The 15,200-nt window shown below is 69.8% G+C and carries 12 protein-coding genes; 5 read left to right on the top strand and 7 right to left on the bottom strand.

The features are described from left to right. Positions 1-16: 16 nt before the first annotated feature. From D187_RS19480 to thiL, 3 genes are all read right to left on the bottom strand, one after another. Complete coding sequence (locus tag D187_RS19480; RefSeq protein WP_002632149.1) at positions 17-442, bottom strand: chemotaxis protein CheW; 426 nt, start codon at positions 440-442, stop codon at positions 17-19. A gap of 102 nt (positions 443-544) precedes the next feature. Beyond that, positions 545-1,906 (bottom strand): methyl-accepting chemotaxis protein, encoded by a 1,362-nt coding sequence (locus D187_RS19475; protein ID WP_002632148.1) that lies wholly within the window; start codon positions 1,904-1,906, stop codon positions 545-547. A gap of 64 nt (positions 1,907-1,970) precedes the next feature. Then, the gene (gene thiL / locus D187_RS19470) at positions 1,971-2,939 is read right to left on the bottom strand and encodes a thiamine-phosphate kinase (RefSeq protein ID WP_002632147.1); all 969 of its coding nucleotides are present in this window, start codon (positions 2,937-2,939) and stop codon (positions 1,971-1,973) included. 144 nt (positions 2,940-3,083) lie between these two features. On the opposite strand from thiL, the gene D187_RS19465 reads away from it, so the two are divergent. Then, positions 3,084-3,278 carry a hypothetical protein gene (locus D187_RS19465; RefSeq protein ID WP_002632146.1) on the top strand — a complete coding sequence of 65 codons (195 nt, stop codon included), beginning with the start codon at positions 3,084-3,086 and terminating at the stop codon, positions 3,276-3,278. 70 nt (positions 3,279-3,348) lie between these two features. On the opposite strand, the gene D187_RS19460 is transcribed toward D187_RS19465, so the two are convergent. Further along, positions 3,349-4,806 carry an ATP-binding protein gene (locus D187_RS19460; protein WP_002632145.1) on the bottom strand — a complete coding sequence of 486 codons (1,458 nt, stop codon included), beginning with the start codon at positions 4,804-4,806 and terminating at the stop codon, positions 3,349-3,351. Then, positions 4,803-5,507: a GTP-binding protein gene (locus D187_RS19455; RefSeq protein WP_002632144.1), complete on the bottom strand. Its 705-nt coding sequence runs from the start codon at positions 5,505-5,507 to the stop codon at positions 4,803-4,805. Before D187_RS19455 ends, D187_RS19460 begins: the two co-directional genes overlap by 4 nt. Before the next feature lie 289 nt (positions 5,508-5,796). Between D187_RS19455 and D187_RS19450 the strand changes: the two genes are divergently transcribed. The 3 genes from D187_RS19450 to D187_RS19440 all read left to right on the top strand — a co-directional run bounded on the left by D187_RS19450 (position 5,797) and on the right by D187_RS19440 (position 9,373). Then, a complete protein-coding gene (locus D187_RS19450; RefSeq protein ID WP_043430744.1) occupies positions 5,797-6,333 on the top strand; it encodes a GNAT family N-acetyltransferase in 537 nt (178 codons plus the stop codon). 256 nt (positions 6,334-6,589) lie between these two features. Beyond that, positions 6,590-8,239 carry a type IV pilus twitching motility protein PilT gene (locus D187_RS19445; protein ID WP_002632141.1) on the top strand — a complete coding sequence of 550 codons (1,650 nt, stop codon included), beginning with the start codon at positions 6,590-6,592 and terminating at the stop codon, positions 8,237-8,239. 3 nt (positions 8,240-8,242) lie between these two features. After that, on the top strand, positions 8,243-9,373 hold the full coding sequence (locus D187_RS19440) for a type IV pilus twitching motility protein PilT (RefSeq protein WP_002632140.1): 1,131 nt from the start codon (positions 8,243-8,245) through the stop codon (positions 9,371-9,373). Between the two features lie 10 nt (positions 9,374-9,383). Here the strand turns inward: D187_RS19440 and yoaA are convergent, their stop codons facing one another. Continuing rightward, the gene (gene yoaA, locus D187_RS19435) at positions 9,384-11,372 is read right to left on the bottom strand and encodes a DNA repair helicase YoaA (protein WP_002632139.1); all 1,989 of its coding nucleotides are present in this window, start codon (positions 11,370-11,372) and stop codon (positions 9,384-9,386) included. Positions 11,373-11,503: 131 nt separating this feature from the next. Then, positions 11,504-13,225: a CotH kinase family protein gene (locus D187_RS19430; RefSeq protein WP_162159656.1), complete on the bottom strand. Its 1,722-nt coding sequence runs from the start codon at positions 13,223-13,225 to the stop codon at positions 11,504-11,506. Between the two features lie 601 nt (positions 13,226-13,826). Between D187_RS19430 and D187_RS19420 the strand changes: the two genes are divergently transcribed. Then, positions 13,827-14,963 (top strand): epoxide hydrolase family protein, encoded by a 1,137-nt coding sequence (locus D187_RS19420; RefSeq protein ID WP_002632136.1) that lies wholly within the window; start codon positions 13,827-13,829, stop codon positions 14,961-14,963. Positions 14,964-15,200: the final 237 nt, after the last annotated feature.

The following is a 15,200-nucleotide window of genomic DNA, read 5'->3' as shown; positions in this document are numbered from 1 at the left end:
CATTTCAGACAGCTACTCACTTCTGCGCCGCGGTGAAGAGTCCAACCACCGCGGAATCCAGCCCTTCTGGATCCAACACCGTCACCGCCAGCCCCCGCAACCGCGCGACACCGCGCACCGCCGGGACCGTCTTGCCTGGAGCCGCGCTCACCCGCTCCACGGCCTCGATGCCCTCCACGTCCGTCACCAACAACCCGAGATCACGCCGGCCCCGCTCCAACAACACCACCCGCCCGTTGGGAGAAGGCCCCTCGGGCAGTCCCAACAACTGCCGCAGCTCCACCACCGTCACCACCCGGCCCCTCAGGTTCATCACCCCCGTCACCGCCTTGGGGGCTCGCGGCACCCGGGTGAAGCGCTCCGGAGGAACCACCACTTCCTTCACCGCGATCAGCGGCAGCCCGTAGCGCTCCTTCTCCACCCGGAAGATGACGTGCCGCACGAGTGCTCTTCTACCAGCAATCCGGGGAGCGGGGAAAATCCATGCCCACGAAGGCCCTGAAGGAGGGCTTGGACGAGGGCCTGGAGGAGGGCCCGGCCACCCTCACGCATTGAGCCGGAAGCTGCGCACCACGCTCTGCAGCTCGATGGAGAGGTTGGTCAGCTCGCTGGCCAGCGACGTCATGCGCACCATGGCGTCCGTCTGCTCCTGGATGACGGACTGGATGGCCTCGGTGGAGGTGGCGTTGTTGCGCGCCACGAGGGAGATCTCCTCGGTGGCCTTCACCATCTCCTCGCTGCCCTTCTGCTGCTCGCGGGCGCTGTCGGAGATGAGGTGGACCTTCTCGGCCACCTTGCGCACCGTGTCGGTGATGGAGCCCATGGAGCGCACGATGCCGGTGAGGTCCTCGCGGCCCTCGGCCAGCTCCTCGATGCCCACCTTCATGGCGCTCACCACGGCGGTGGACTGGCCGGAGATGTCGCGCGCCAGGCGGGAAATCTGTTCGGCGGAGCGGCCCGCACTCTCGGCGAGCTTGCGCACCTCGTCGGCCACCACCGCGAAGCCGCGGCCGTACTCGCCCGCGCGCGCCGCCTCGATGGTGGCGTTGAGCGCGAGCAGGTTGGTCTGCTGGGCCACCTGGGTGATGGCGTCGACGATCTTGGAGATTTCCTGCGTCTTCTCGCCGAAGGCGAACACCTGCTGGCTCGCCGCCTCGATGCGGTTGAAGACCTTCTTCACCTTCTCGCCGGCCAGCAGGGCCGCCTTGCTGCCGTTCTCCGCGGCGCTGCTCGTCTCGGCGGCGGTGCGGGCCGCGTCCTCGGCGCTCGCCGCGGTGCGTTGAATGCTGCTGGCCATCTCGGTGATGACCTTGGACGTGCGGCCCACCAGCTGCGACTGCGTCTCGGCGCCCCGGGCGATCTTGTCCATGGACAAGCCCACCTCTTCATTGGTGCCGTTGACGTTCTCGGCCGAGCCCTGCAAGTCCTTGGCGGTGTCCGCCACGCTCTTGGCGGTGTCCTGGATCTTCCCCACCAGCTCGCGCAGGTTCTCCTGCATCTTGCGGATGGCCAGGGCCAGCTCGTCGATTTCATCGCGGCGCCAGGCGCGCGGCGGCTCGACCACCAGGGGCTTGGACAGGTCGCCCTGGGAGATCTCGAAGGCGGAGCGCGAGAGCACCCGCAGGCGTGTCACGCGCGGCAGGTAGCGCGGCAGCGTCAGGGACAGGGCGAGCGTGATGCCCAGGGCCAGGGCGATGCGCCACCAGAAGGTGAGCAGCGGCTCGGTGATGAAGAGCGTGCCGGTGAGCACGCACCCCATCATCAAGTAACCCACGAAGATCTTCAGTTGGAGGGAGACTTCATGGCCTCCCGTGCTGGATTGCTCGACCGTGCGCAACAGCCGCTGCACGGTGTCGCGGCGGGGAGTGAAGCCGGGAGGTGGATCGTCGCGAAGAGGGCGGCGCACGGTTTCGCTTTTCAGGAAGGCGGCAACGGCGGACTCCAGGGTTTAGCCCTCCCGTTCGGAACGGTCAATCCGCCCCCCCATCCTGTTGGAAGTGATCGAAGCCGGCGGGCAGGCGCAGCGCTCGCCCCCCCGTGACACGCATGTGTCCGGCCGGACCCGGGGTGAGCCGGCCTATACGGGTAATGGATTCTTCCGCCCGGAGGCACGCTCGCTCGAAGGCGGAGGTGCGCCCGGGTGGGACGGCGAGCAGCAGTTCGTAGTCCTCCCCACCCGCCAGGGCCCCCTCGAGCCCCAGGGAGGCACGCACGGCACGCGACACCGGGAGCCGTTCCACGTCCAGCTCGGCGCCCGTGCCCGAGGCCCGGCACAGGTGGCCCAGGTCCTGCGCGAGGCCATCGGAGAGATCCAACGCGGCGGAGGCGAAGCGCGAGGCGAGCCGGCCGAGCGCGATGCGGGGCACGGGGCGTTTCTGGCGGAGGATGGCCGGGGAGCGCCGCCGGCCGGCCTGGAGTTGGGCCAGGCCCAGCCGGGCGTCGCCGAGCGTGCCCGAGACGTACAGCACGTCCCCGGGCCGGCCACCCGCGCGGGTGAGGGGCGGGCTGCCCGGGGGCAGTTCCCCGGCGGCGGTGAGGGTGACGGACAGCTCGCGCGCGGAGGAGAAGTTGCCGCCCACCAGGGCGATGCCGTGCTCGCGCGCGAGCGCGCTCATGCCCCGCGCGAGCCCGAGCAGCGCGCGGCGGGGGAAGTCGCGGGGCAGCGCGAGCGCGCAGACGAACCAGCGCGGCAGGGCGCCCATGGCGGCCAGGTCCGACAGGTTCACCGCGAGCGCCTTGTGGCCGATGTCCTCGGGAGAGAACCAGGCGCGCTTGAAATGCACGTCCTCCACCACCGCGTCCGTGGTGATGCACTGCGCGCCCCGCGACGGAGCGAGCACCGCGCAATCGTCCCCGGGCCCCACGGGCACCCGGGCCCGGGGGAACTGGGACAGGAAGAGATCGATGAGGGCGAATTCGCCCGCGCGCTTCTGGCTCACGCGCCGCAGGGTAGCGCACCCGGCCCATGAAGCGCCCGCCCGCCCGTCCGCTGTCCGGACCGCCCCGGGGCATGGGACTGCCGGACGGGGCGGGCACGCCCATGTTGAGGCGCACCACGAGGGACGAACCCAGGGAGACAGGTCATGGACTACGACAAGAAGCCGGGCCGTACGAGCAAGGTGAAGGAAGCCCTCAAGCGCGACCTCGAGCAGACGAAGCACGACCTGAACCACAAGAAGGGTCAGGATCTCAACCAGGACGTGGGGGACACCCTGAAGCAGGCCACGGGCAAGGAGCCCATTCCTCCTCCGTACCTGCCGAGCCCCGACAAGAAGTAGGCCCCCCGCTCCACCGCGCGAAGCTCCATCCGGTCCTTCCCGGGTGGAGCTTCGGTGCGTCCTGGCGGGACTAGAAGCGCTCGGGCTCGGTGTCCACGGGGGGCGGGATGTAGGCCGGGCCCTGGCCCGACAGGGGCGGCTCCTTCGGGAGGACCACCCGGAAGCACGAGCCCTTGCCCACCTCGCTGCGCACCGACACCTGACCGCCGTGGCCTTCCACGTAGCTCTTCACGATGGCCAGCCCCAGACCCGCGCCGCCGTACTCGCGCGTCGGGCTGTCGTCCACCTGATAGAAGCTCTGGAAGATGCGGTCGCGCTGGTTCTCCGGGATGCCCACCCCGGTGTCCTCCACCTCGATGTGGTAGCCGGCGGAGGCGAGCTCCGAGCGCGTGCCCACCTCCGACAGCCGCACGTCGATGCGGCCCAGGGAGGGCGTGAACTTCACCGCGTTGGCCAGCAGGTTCACCACCACCTGACGCAGCTTCTCGCGATCGGCCACCACCCGCGGCTGCGGCCCCACCGGCAGGTTCGCCTCGAGCGTCAGGCCCTTGCGCTGGGCCTGGGGCGTCACGCTGGTGATGGCGCTCTCCACCATCTCCCGCACGTCCACCCACTCGAAGGCGAGCCGCACCTTGCCCGCCTCGATCTGGCTCATGTCCAGGATGGAGGAGATGAGCTTGAGCAGCGTGTTGCCCTTCTCCATGATGGTGCGCACGAACTGCATCTGCTCCGGATTGAGCCCGCCCACCAGGCCCTCGGCGAGCATCTCCGAGTAGCCGATGATGGACGCGAGCGGCGTGCGCAGCTCGTGGCTCACCGTGCTCAGGAAGCTCGACTTGCTGCGGTCCGACTCCTTGAGGCGCTGGTTGAGCCGCAACAGCTGCGAGTTCTGGTGCTCCAGCTCGCGCTGCGTCTCCACCATGGCCTCCAGGTGGAGCTGCCCGGTGAGATAGGACTTCTGTCCGGCCGCCAGCAGCGCCGCCAGCACCTGGGACAGGTGCGTCACCATGCGCGCCAGCTCCTCCTGGGACAGGTGGCGCGTCCGCTCCGCCTCCAGCCCCTCGGGGCAGCCCGGCGAGCCACCGTCCTCGGACGCGTAGGGCCCGAACACGACGCGCCCGAGCACGTCTCCCTCCCACACCACGGGGACCACCACGTAGCACAGGCCGGTGAGGCAGGTGTGCAGCAGCAGCTCGCCCGCGCCCTCCGTTCCCAGCGCCTGCAAGGGGGGCAGGGCCGCCAGCGGTCCCTCCTTCACCCGCGTCACCTGGGCGGAGCAGCGCACGCGCACCGCGGGGTTGGCGCCGATGAAGCCGCAGAATTCCCCGTGCGCGCCCTGGGCGTCCGCGAGCGTCCGGTTGCGCTCGTCCAGCACGCGCACGCCCACCTGGAACAGCGCGCCCAGGCTCTCCACCACGTCCCCGAAGGTGAGCGGATCCAACAGGTCCACCAGCGACAGCTTGCGCTGGAGGGCCAGGCCGGTGGGCTCGGACCCGTTGCCCGTGGGCCCCGGTTTCTCGGCGCTCATCGCGACTTGCCCCCCACCGGGGGGTAGAGCGCTTCCAGGGGCGTCCCCTTGAGGTCCATCTGCTGGAAGATGTGGCCGAGGAATTCCCGCTCCTCCAGGCCGATGTTGCGCGCCAGCCGCATGCGCTCGTCCAGGTTGCGCCAGGCCGACTGCAAGAGCGCGTGCAAGGTCTCCATCACCCCTTCCCCACGCAGCGCCACCGCGCCCACGATGGGCTCGGTGCCCCGCTGGCGCGCGGCCTCCAGCTCCTCGTCCGTCTGGGCGTCCGGCAGGTCCCGCTTGTTGAACTGGATGACCACCGGTACCTGCGAGGTGTCCAGGCCGTTCTCCCGCATGTTCGCCCGGAGGCGGCGCCAGGAGGCGTTGTTCTCCGCGCCCGCGCTGCGGCGGCTGTCGGCGATGAAGGCCACCGCGTCCGCGTTCTGCAGCACCACGCGGCGCGTGGCGTCATGGACGACCTGGCCGGGCACGGTGAAGAGCTTGAGCTTCACCTTGAAGCCCGACTGGCTGGTGAAGAAGACGGGGAGCAGATCGAAGAAGAGCGTGCGGTCCTCGTGTGTCTCCACGCTGAGCAACCGGCCGCGCGCCTCCGGCCGGGCCCGCGCGTGGATGCAGCGCAGGTTCGTCGTCTTCCCACTCAGCCCAGGGCCGTAGTAGACGATCTTCAGGGTGAGTTCGCGCTGGGCGTGGTTGAGTTGCACGTGCGGAGCTCAGGGTGCCGGGCAAGAAGGGGAAGGATCGACCAACCCGCTCGGGGAGGACGGTTTTTTATAGTGAAAGGTGTTCATCATTGAAAGCCGTCTCCGGTTTGTCGCATGGGGCAGCCCCGGAACGAAGCGGCGGCCGGCGGCCTTGGAATGCCCGGGCCACGTGCGCAGTTTGGGGTAGTCCGGTCCCCCCACCCATGAGTGGAAATGTGCGCTGAACCCAAGGGCGTGCAAGGGAGACAATGAAGCGGTTAGGATTCGTAGCGCAATGGAGGAGCAAGGCATGACGATGAAGCGGGTGGAGCCGGGCGTGGAGGTAGGCGCGATGCCGGTGCCGGACATGACGACCATGCCCAATGACCTGGCGCTGGCGGTCAAATTCAACGCCCCGAGCGACGAGGACATGGCCTCCGTGGCCGCGCTGCGCGCCAATTCGGAGCCGTGGCTGAGCCGCGGAGAGACGTTGGAGGACAGCCTGAAGGCCCTCACGGGGCTGCGGCCGTTCGTGCAGGTGGCCAAGGTGCAGAACCAGGTCGTGGGTTACGTGACGGTGGAGCGCGACGGCCCGGTTCCCGGCGCCGCCTATATGCGCAACATCGTCATCAAGCCGGAGCTGCGCCGCAAGGGCGTGGGACTGGCCGTGCTCAACCAGGCCCTCCAGGTGGCCCGGGACATGTACCGCAAGACGATCGCCCTGCGCGTGGACCCGGCCAACGCCCCCGCGGTGAGTTTCTACCGCAACGCGGGCTTCACCACCGTGGCCACGGTGGTGTCCAAGAAGTCCGGCAAGCTGCGCCTGCTCATGTCGCGCGAGCTGTGAGCCGGCCTGGGCAGGCCCGGCCCCCTCTCCGAGGGACCGCTCCTTCCCTCGTGTGATTCCGCCCGGATGGGGCCCTCTCGAGGGTCCCTGTCCGGGCGTTTCTTTTTTCGCGCCGCCTGTCCGTCCTCCCTCCCGGCGACCCGGGTCGACGGCCGCATTACCCCTCTTTCGGGAATACCCGACATTCCCAGTTGTGCTGTACCCTTTCCCGTCGGCCCCCCACTCCCCCGGAGGGCCCGAAGGGTGGCCCCGCGCAATGAAGAGCTTCACGGAACTGCTGCGCCAACTGGCTCGACCGGCCGTGGTGGAACTGACGCTCATCAGCGGACGCGCCCCGCTGGCCAAGACGGGCACGGGCTTCGAGACGCTGGATGAGGGCCTGCTCACCCTGGAGGGACTGCAGGAGGCGCTCAAGGGCCTGGTGGGCGCCGCGCGCGTCGCCTCGCTCTCCGAGAAGCCCGGGCAGTGGGGCCTGAAGCTGGAGGGCTTCGGTCCGGTGATCGTGGGTGCCATGCGCCGCGGCGACGTGCTCCACGTGCGTATCCTGCGCGGCGAGCCCGCGCCCACCGTGGCTCCCCCGCCCGCCCCGCCTCCCGCCACGACGGGCAGGCCCGCCCGGTCCGCCGGCATGCAGATCCTCCCCAGCACCGAGCGTTCCGCGCCCGCCGCTGGGCCTTCTCCCTCGGCCCCCCCACCCACGGCCGAGTCCAGGGCCGACGCCTCCGCGGGGCCCCGGCTCGTCGTGCGGCCCGCGTCCGCGGGCAACCTGGCGATGCTCCTGGAAGACGCGCGGAGCGTGGGCGCGAGCGACCTGCACATCATCGCCAGCCGCCCTCCCCTCTTCCGGCTGGTGGGCGAGCTGCTGCCCCACGGCGCCGTGCTGCCGCCCGAGGCGGTGGAGAAGATGCTGCTGCCCCATGTGCCCGACCGGCTGCGCCTCGTGCTCGAGCGCGAGGGCAGCTGTGACTTCGCGCTCGACCTGGGAGCGTCCGGCCGCTTCCGCGTCAACGTCTCCCGCCAGCGCACCGGCTACAAGGGCAGCTTCCGGCTCATCTCCCGCGAGATTCCCACCCTCGAGTCGCTCGGCCTGCCCGCCGACATCGCCAAGGCCACCCACCACCACCAGGGCCTCATCGTCGTCACCGGCCCCTCGGGCCACGGCAAGACGAGCACGCTCGCGGCCATCGTCGACATCATCAACCGCGACACCACCCACCACGTGCTCACCGTGGAGGATCCCGTCGAGTACCTCCACCCGCGCAAGAAGGCGCTGCTGAGCCAGCGCGAGGTGGGCACCCACACCAAGAGCTTCGCCAGCGCCCTCAAGGGCAGCCTGCGCGAGGACCCGGACGTCATCCTCGTGGGCGAGCTGCGCGACACCGAAACGGTGCGCATGGCGCTCGCCGCCAGCGAGACGGGCCACCTGCTCGTGAGCACCATGAACACCCAGAGCGCCGCGAAGACGATCGACCGGCTCATCGATCTCTTCCCCCCGGGCGACCAGGCCCAGGTGCGCATGACGCTCGCCAGCAGCCTGCGCCTCATCGTCAGCCAGCGGCTGCTGCCCTCCGCGGACGGCAAGGGCCTCGTGGCCGCCGCCGAGCTGCTGCCCGGCTCGGTCGCGCTCGGCAACCTCATCCGCGACAACAAGACGTTCCAGATTCCCTCCCTCCAACAGCGCGGCAAGAGCCTGGGCATCGTGCGCTTCGATGACTCGCTCGCCGAACTGGTGCGCTCGGGCCGCACCACGCTCGAGCACGCGCGCGTCTACGCCGAGAACCCCGACGAGCTGGAGGCCGTGGTGACGGGCAAGCGCCCCGGCTCTCCTCCCGAGCCCTCGCCGCCCGACGGCTCCAAGCCGCTGCTCTCCAAGATGGGCAACCTCCTCAACCGCAAGAGCGCCTGACCCATGAGTTCCTCGAGTGCCTCGCCGCGCATCGCCGCGTTCTTCGACAAGCTCCTCGAGCACAAGGGGAGCGATCTGCACCTGAGCATCGGCCACCCGCCGCTCGGCCGCATCCGCGGTGGACTCCAGCCGCTGCGCGAGGAGCTGCTCACCCAGAGGGAGCTGGAGGCCATGCTCTTCGAGCTCACCAGCCCCGAGCAGAAGCGCCACATCACCGAGGAGTTGGACCTCGACTTCGCCTACAGCTACGGCACGCGCGCGCGCTTCCGCGCCAACTACTTCTACAAGACGAGCGGCCTCGCGGCCGTCTTCCGCACCATCCCCAGCCGGGTGCTGTCGCTCGCGGAGCTCAACACGCCCGAGGTGGTGCGCAAGCTCGCCGAGCGCCGCAGCGGCCTCGTGCTCGTCACCGGCCCCACCGGCAGCGGCAAGTCCACCACGCTCGCGGGGATGATCCACCACATCAACCACACCCGCGCCGCGCACATCCTCACCATCGAGGACCCCGTCGAGTTCGTGCACGAGTCGGTGAAGTCCCAGGTGACACACCGCGAGGTGGGCCTGCACGCCTCCAGCTTCGCCACCGCCATCCGCTCGGCGGGCCGCGAGGACCCCAACGTCATCCTCATCGGCGAGCTGCGCACCAACGAGACCATGAAGCTCGCGCTACAACTGGCCAGCTACGGCGTGCTCGTCTTCGCCACCGTGCACACCAACAGCGCGCCGGCCACCATCGATCGCATCATCAACTCCTTCCCCGCCGACGAGCAGCCCCAGGTGCGCGGCATGCTCGCCGAGGGCCTCGCCGGCATCGTCGCCCAGCAACTCATCCGCACCGCCGACGGCAAGGGCCGCGTCGCCGCCCTGGAAATCCTCATCGGCACCAGCGCCATCGCCTCGATGATCCGCGACAACAAGGTGTTCCAGATCGCCAGCAAGATGCAGTCGAGCCAGGGCCTCGGCATGCAGACGCTCGACATGCACCTGGAGCGGCTCGTGGCAGCCAACACCATCACCCCCGAGGCCGCCCTCGAGAAGGCCCAGGACAAGGAGTCCTTCGTCAAGACGCTCCAGCGGCTCAAGCCCGACTTCCAGGTCTCCGCCGTCGACGGGGGCGAGGTACTCGGGCACTAAAGCCCGTGCCTCACTCCTCCACGTCGTACACGGGCTCGCCGTGGAACCACGCATGGAGCGAGTCGTGCGAGTGCGTGCGCCAGGCCGGCGGCAGGCTCGCGAGGAAGGACCGCCCGTAGCTCTTGGTGACGATGCGCCGGTCCAACAGCGCCACGATGCCCCGGTCCGCCCGCGTGCGGATGAGCCGCCCGAAGCCCTGCCGCAACGCCAGCGCCGCCTGCGGCAACTGGTAGCCCCCGAAGGGCTCCTCGCCACGCGCCTCCAACTGGCGGATGCGCGCGGCCACCAGCGGGTCTCCCGGCGAGGCGAACGGCAACCGATCGATGATGACCAGGCTCAGCGCGTCCCCCGGCACGTCCACGCCCTCCCAGAAGCTGTGCGCCGCGAAGAGCACGCTGGGCTGCGAGCGGAACGCCTCGAGCAGCTGCTGCTTGGGCCGCTCGCCCTGCAACAACACCTGGTAGGGCAGCCGGTGGCGCGCGAGCGCATGCGCCCGCTCCATGTTGCGCAAGCTGGTGAAGAGCACGAAGGCCCGCCCCCCCGTCACCTCGCACAGCCGGACGATCTCCTCCGCCGCCGCCTCGATGAAGCCGGGCGCCGCCGGGTCCGGCAGGTGCGTGGGCAGGTACAGCGCCGACTGCCGCTCGAAGTCGAAGGGGCTCGGCACCGCCACCGTGCGCACGCTCGTCACCGGCGAGCCCTCGTCGTCGTACAGCCCCATGCGTTTGGCGAAGAAGTCGAAGCGGCCCGCCGCCGCCAGCGTCGCCGAGGTGAACACCACCGTGTCCACCCCGCCGTAGAGCCGCTCCTGCAACTCGCGCGACACCTCGATGGGACTCGCGCGCAGGAACACGCCCCGCCCCCGCGCCTCCGCCCAGTACACGTGGTCGTTCGACTCCACCTTCTGCAGGAAGGAGAAGTCCGCCACCAGGTCCGCGCACCGGCGCGTGAGCAACGTCAGCTCCGGCTCGCGCTCCGTCGTGGTGAACGCCGAGAGCGCCGAGAGCGACTCCTTCACCTGCTCGATGGACCCGGACAGCTGCTCCAGCCGCTCGGGCTTGAGCGCCACCGCGCCCTCCTGCTCGGTGAGCCCCAGCACCCGCGGCGCCTGCGAGAAGAGCGCCTCCGAATACGTGCGCAGGCGCACCACCAGCGACGACAGCATCCCGAAGCGCGAGTCCTGCGGCGACATCACTCCCAGCGCGTCGCGCACCAGCTCCTCCAGCCGGAAGCTCGACACCGAGTGCCCGAAGTAGCTGCCCGCCGCGTCCTCCAACGCATGCGCCTCGTCGAAGATGACCGCGTCATACGGCGGCAGCACGCCCTCGCCCCGCTGGCCCCGGCCCCGCAGCGCCAGGTCCGCGAAGAACAGGTGATGGTTGACCACCAGCAGGTCCGCCGACTCCGCCGCCCGCCTCACCCGCGTCACGAAGCAGTTGTCGTACACGGGGCACTTCGAGCCCAGGCACGTGTCCGACGTCGTCGACAGCCGGCCCCATGCACTGAAGGACTCGGGCAGCTCCAGCTCGCTGCGGTCCCCCGTCTCCGTGCTCCCCGCCCACGTCTTCAGGTGCTTCCAGTACCGCCCCTCCTCACGCGAGGCGAACTGCGGATCCTTGCTGAAGGTGTCATAGCGGTGCAGGCACAGGTAGTTGCTGCGGCCCTTGAGGTACACCGCCTCGAAGGACAGGCCCATGCGCTCGCGCAACAGCGGCAGATCCTTGAAGAAGATCTGCTCCTGCAGGGTTTTCGTCGCCGTGGACACCACCACCCGCCGGCCCGACAACAACGCGGGCACCAGGTAGGCGAGCGTCTTGCCCGTCCCCGTTCCCGCCTCGGCCAGCAGGTAGCCACGCTCCTGGAAGGCCCGCTCCACCGAGCGCGCCATCTGGAGCTGCTCCGGACGGTACTCGTACGCATCCAGCGCGGCCTCCAGCGCACCGCCAGGGCCGAGCAGGGAGTCCACCGAGGGAAGATGCGAGGAAGCAGGCAGGGCCATGGTCGGGGGCGGCACGAGGCGGGGGAAGACGGGCACGGAAGGATAACAGCCGCCCCCTGTCCCGTCGGGTTTTGTACCCACTCTCGCAGGCCGCTCGCCCGGGGGGCATGACGCCCCGCCCGAAGCCCCTGTCAGGGAGAGGGAGGAAGCGTGCCGCGCACCTGCACGGGGCGCTCGCGGATGAAGCGCAGCGTGGCCTCCACCGCGCGCTCGAAGCCCTCGAAGGTCGTCTCCTTGCGGGGATCCACCCGGACGTGCCCGGCGAGCTGCTCGCGCATCCGCCGCACCCGCTCTTCGAGCCCAGCGCTCTCGAACGCCCGCGTCACCTCCTCCAGCCGCGTCGCGTACGCCGCCCGGCAGTCCGCCTCCTCCAGGCAGCGCGCGGCGAGCAGCCCCGTCACCGCCCATGGGTCCTGCACCGTGCCCGCCTTCGAGCCCTGGCGATGGCCGAAGGTCTGATCGATTCCCCCCGGAATCAGCGTCCAGCGCCCCGTCGAGGGATCCTCGTACACCCGGTAGTTGTTACGCGTGTCGAACGAGTAGCCGTCCCAGTGGGAAATCACACCCTCGATGGCCCACGTCGTGAGGAAGCGGTCGTAGTCGAAGAACGCCAGGACCTCGGGATAGAACCCGCCCCGGCCGAGTCCCTCGAGCCGGCGCGTGAGCTCGCGCAGGGGCGCATACCCATCCGCCGCGGGAGAGCCCCCACCGAGCTTGCGCTCCAGGCAATAGCCGCTCGCGTCCTCCCCCGGGGCCGGCATGTTCTCCGCGAGCAGATCACACCAGTACGAGCCCTCGTAGAGCGCGCCGTCCTTGTCCTCGAACCAGCGCGCGAGGAAGCGCCGGTCGATCGTCTCCACATGCGTGTAGAGGCCCCACGGCTCGCCATTGACGAACAGCCGCACCGACGCCGCCCGGGGCGCCGGCACCCCCATCGCCCGGAAGAAGGCGAAGCCCAGGCGCTCGTTCATGAAGCTCGGGTCCTGCACGTTGTTGTCGAAGGTGAAGTTCTTGCGGCCCAGCAACTCCCGCGAGGGCTCGCCTCCGGGCACCGCCGGGTCATCCCACTCGAGGTCCACCTTGAAGGAGGACTTGCCCTCGAGCGTACGCGCCGAGCCGCAGCCCCCCTTCACGTGCACGCCGACGTTCTCGAACACCTGGGCGCCAAAGCGCAGCGTGGCCCGGTGGTCATCGCGCTCGTGCGGAACACAGTCGGGTGGAACGGCCTGCGCGTTCATCGCCGCCCAGGAGTCCGGTGGAATGTCGAGATGGAACTCGAGCACCCGCGCCTCGTCGAAGAGCTGCGCGGAGCCATCCTCCGTCCGGAAGAGGCGGAAGCCACTCCACGGCCCCCAGGCCTCACAGGTCGAGGACCCATAGGCGTAGCGCACCCGTGCCGCGTACCGCGTCCGCTCGGACAAGCCGGCCCTCGTGGATTCGAAGCGACCTTCGGACAGTCGCGCCTCGGGCGCGCTCACCGTGGCCGACCAGACGAGCACCCCGGGCGCGTCGTCCTCCACGGACCACACCTCGAAGTGGGCCCGGCCCGGCGCCGCGCCTCCGGAGTCCTCGAAGCCTGACGCATGGAGCACCAGTTCCCCGGGCACCACCCACGCCTCGGGCGCGGGGCGCTCCATGACGGGCGCCGCCGCCTCCACCGGAGCCATCTCACACGGAACCTCGGTCCCGGGCGGTGGCCCGGACGGCTCCGTGGGCCCTGGCGGCACCGGCTCGCCTGGAGAGGCCGGAGGCCCCTTACCAGGCGCCTCGGGCTCTGGAGTCGGCGGGGAGCAGGCGGCGAGCAACGCGACCAGACAGGCCAGCGGCAATCTCTTGTTCACGCGAGCGAACATGGGTTCGCCCCCCACGCGCGTCATCGACGCCTTGCCCGTCCACTCCCTCCACGAACGAGGCACCAGGCGGAGCGCGATTCGAGCGGGTTCCAGGAAAGTTCCGTCCGGGAGGGGCACGCACCCGAAGAGCGGAACTTCTTGCACCCCCCGAAAAGTCCCTTTCCGTAAGTCTTACTGCCCTCCAGTACAATGTCGAGGCCGCGCACTTCACAACCCATTGGAATCAGGAGGCTCTTCCCCCTCCTGGCCCCTGGCATGCGGACTGCTATGGACCCCGGGCAGGACGGGCGGGTCGAGGACCAGCAGGTCGGGGCAGGACGGGCGGAGTCGGGGTTGGGGCAGGACGGCGGATTCGGGGTCGGGGCGGAACGGCGAGGTCGGGGCAGGACGGGCGGGGTCGGGGCGGACAGGTTTTCGAGTGGGGTTGAACAGTACGGGGGCAGTGCATCACGGCAGCAACACTACGGGGGTAGTGGGTAGAGGAGTGCGTCGGGGGGGATCCGCTGGGGGCGGATCCTCCCCGATTCTTTTTTGGCGTCTCCCGCTCGCGGCCCGCGTGGCACGGTGAATCCAGAAGATCCTTCCTCTTCCCAGGAGCCCCATGTCTCCGCGTCCCTTTCGCATCGATGTGCCCCAGGCCGTGCTCACGGATCTTCAACGCCGCCTGGAGGCCACGCGCTTCCCCGAGCCGCTGCCCGGTGAGCCCTGGCAGCGCGGCGCCGACGTCGCCTATGTCCGCGAGCTGTGCGCGTACTGGCGTGAGCGTTACGACTGGCGCAAGCAGGAGGCCGAGCTCAACCGCTTCCCTCAATTCCTGTGCGAGGTGGAGGGCGTCGACATCCACTTCTGGCACGTCCGGGGCAAGGGTCCGTCTCCCCTGCCGCTGCTACTGACGCACGGCTGGCCCGGCTCCATCTACGAGTTCCATCACCTCATCGAGCCGCTGACGGACCCCGCCGCGCACGGAGGTGACGCCCGGGACGCCTTCGACGTCATCATCCCCGCGCTGCCGGGCTATGGCTTCAGCGGCAAGCCGCGCGAGCCGGGCTGGGATGCCACGCGCGTGGCCACCGTGTTCGACCGGCTCATGGTCGAGCACCTGGGCTACTCCCGCTATGGCGCGCAGGGCGGTGACTGGGGAGGCGTCGTCACCACGGCGCTCGGGGTGGAGCACGCCGAGCACCTGGTGGGCATCCACCTCAACTTCGCCCTCGCGGCGCCGCCGTCCGGACAGGAGCAGAGCGAGCTGGCGCGAGAGTATGGCCAGAAGATGGCGGCGTTCTCCGCCGCCGAGAGCGGCTACAGCCACGTGCAGATGACCAAGCCCATGTCGCTCGGCATCGGGCAGGCGGATTCACCGGCGGGGCTCGCCGCGTGGATCGTCGAGAAGTTCCGCACCTGGAGCGATTGTGGCGGGGACGTCGAGCGCGCCTTCTCCAAGGACTGGCTGCTGACCAACCTGATGTTCTACTGGGCGCCCAACAGCATCGCGAGCGCGGCCAACCTCTATTACGAGACCTTCGGCATGCAGCGCCTGGACTTGAAGAAGCCGGTGCGCGTGCCCACGGCGATCGCGGACTTCCCCAAGGAGCTCACCCACACGCCCCGGCCCTGGTTGGAGGCGCGATTCAACCTGCGGCGCTACACGGAGATGCCGCGCGGGGGCCACTTCGCCGCCGCGGAGCAGCCGGAACTGTTCCTGAAGGACGTGCGCTCGTTCTTCCGGGAGCTTCGCTAGGAAACCGAGGGAATCTCCTTCCTGGTAAGTCTTACCGCTTCCGGACGGGCTTCCGGTCCCCGCTCCGCGTAACCCCCCGAAATCACGGCCTCATCTCTCACGAGCACACTGGCATTCGGACTGCAATAGCCCTCTGGCACGAAGTCGGGATGAGGCAGCACGGGGCAGGACGGGCGGGTCGGGGCAGCACGGGTAACACGGGGCGGTACGGGGCAGGACGGGCGGGTCGGGGTCGGG

It is taken from the genome of Cystobacter fuscus DSM 2262 (assembly GCF_000335475.2).
Classification (GTDB): domain Bacteria; phylum Myxococcota; class Myxococcia; order Myxococcales; family Myxococcaceae; genus Cystobacter; species Cystobacter fuscus.
This window is presented reverse-complemented; position numbering and strand designations above follow the sequence as displayed.